The 1,856-nt window shown below is 63.7% G+C and carries 2 protein-coding genes and 1 pseudogene; 1 reads left to right on the top strand and 2 read right to left on the bottom strand.

Annotated elements, in window-relative coordinates; translation table 11 throughout:
• Positions 1–227: 227 nt before the first annotated feature.
• Positions 228–1,205, top strand: a complete 978-nt coding sequence (locus Q4C89_RS14960; protein ID WP_303103416.1) for an aliphatic sulfonate ABC transporter substrate-binding protein — start codon at positions 228–230, stop codon at positions 1,203–1,205.
• A 106-nt stretch (positions 1,206–1,311) separates the two neighbouring features.
• Here Q4C89_RS14960 and Q4C89_RS14955 read toward each other — a convergent pair whose 3' ends face one another.
• Both Q4C89_RS14955 and Q4C89_RS14950 read right to left on the bottom strand, forming a co-directional pair.
• Positions 1,312–1,629, bottom strand: a complete 318-nt coding sequence (locus Q4C89_RS14955; RefSeq protein ID WP_303103415.1) for a hypothetical protein — start codon at positions 1,627–1,629, stop codon at positions 1,312–1,314.
• A 72-nt stretch (positions 1,630–1,701) separates the two neighbouring features.
• Positions 1,702–1,856 (bottom strand): annotated as a pseudogene (locus Q4C89_RS14950) (serine--tRNA ligase); the annotation flags it as partial.

Genomic DNA, 1,856 nt, shown 5'->3' with positions numbered 1-1,856 from the left:
GTTCTGTCCCACCGTGCCGCTGCCGAGTACCCCTACCGTTACCGTTCTCATCGCAGGCGAGTATGACGTAGGCAGAAGGCGCAGCCCAGAGGTCGGGATAGAGGAGCCGAGCGACAGAGCCGCACCCCCCATCTAAACAATTGACCTTTTTTGTAAACTTCTTTGTGTACCTTTTGGGTCAATAATTCACCACCCCCTCTCCCCTTCCCTCTTTTCAAGGAGCACGCATGTCTTCGTCCCGTTTCTGGCTGACCACTCTTGCCCTGAGCCTTCTTCCCACCGCCGCTGCACAGGCCAGCCCCGGAGTCACCGTGCGCCTGGGCTATTTTCCCAACCTGACCCACGCCCCGGCACTGGTGGGCCTGGAACGCGGCACCTTCCTCAAAGCCCTCAACGGCGGCAAGGGGGCGCAGCCCGTCAAACTCGATGCCCGCTCCTTCGCCTCCGGCACCACGCTGTCCGAGGCGTTCGCCGCCGGGCAGCTCGACCTCGCGTATATCGGCCCTGGCCCGGCCATCAGCGCCGCGAGTCGGGGTGTTCCGCTGAAATTCCTGGCTGGGGCCGCCGAAGCCGGGGCCGTTCTGGTGGCCCGCAAAGGCAGCGGCGTCTCGTCGGTGTCTGGACTGGCGGGTAAGGTGGTCGCCGTGCCGAGCCTGGGCAACACCCAGGACATCACGCTGCGGCACCTGCTGGCCGAGAACAAGCTGAAAGACAGGTCGGCGAGCGGCAACGTCACCGTGGTCGCCATTCCACCCGCCGACATCGTGGCGGCTTTTGCCGGGCAACGGGCCGACGCTGCGCTGGTGCCCGAACCCTGGGGCGCGGCCCTCGAAGCGCAGGGGCACCGCGTCATCGGAAATGAAAAGACGGTGTGGCGCGGCGGCAAGTACCCCAGCGCCATCCTGATTGTCAGCACCAAATTCGCTCAGGCGCACCCCGACCTGGTCACGGCCTTTCTGGGCACCCACAACAACGCCGTCGCCTTCCTGAACAAATCGCCCGCCGCCGCGCAGGGGGCCATCAATCGCCAGTTGACCAAACTGACGGGCTCGGCGCTCGACCTGCGGGTGCTTCAGCGGGCGTATACCCGCACCTCTTTCACCACGGCCCTCAACCTCGCCGCCTTGCAGGAATATGCGGCCCTGAATGTCGAAGCCGGGTACATTCGCCGCGTGCCTGACCTGGCTGGTCTGGTTCGGCGCTGAGGAGGTGAAGGTGAGGCAGAGGGAAAGCTGAATATGCGCCCTCTGCCTTGCCCGTTACGAAAATGAGAACCGCCCCCGGAGGAGCGGCCTGTGGGACGGAGCAGCTTTAGAGCGTGCAGCCCTTGGCGCGTCCGCCGTCCATGAGTTCCTTCGTGCGGTCATCCACTTTCTTGATGACGTCACGGTTGTCCATTTCGTTGAGGACCGCGCCGGGCCAGAACAGGATGGCCCAGGCCACGTTCTCCTTGCTCACGCCCGACTTGCTTTCGGCTTCGCTCCGGATGCTCGCCAGCTTGGTCAGTTCGTCCTTGATCTGGACGCAGCTCAGCTCGTTCACGGGCTTCTGGGTCGAAGCGTTGTACTTAGGAGCGCAGGAAGCGAGGGCCAGGGCAGCGACGGCGGTCAACAGGGCAATCTTTTTCATGGAACCTCCACGACCCTTATACAACACTCAGTCAGGTTTCATCAAATCCCGGCCCCGCTGACTGAACCGTGTTCAACGCACTGCTTTGCCCAGAACTTCCTTGCCGCCCAAGTAGGGGCGCAGCGCAGCGGGAACGCGCACCGTGCCGTCGGCCTGCTGGTGGTTTTCGAGGAACGGCACCAGAATGCGCGGGCTGGCAATCCCGGTGTTGTTGAGGGTATGGGCGT

The organism is Deinococcus sp. (assembly GCF_030523985.1).
Taxonomy (GTDB): Bacteria; Deinococcota; Deinococci; order Deinococcales; family Deinococcaceae; genus Deinococcus.
Note: the sequence above shows the minus strand (reverse complement) of the source record. Positions and strands in the feature narration are given on the sequence as shown.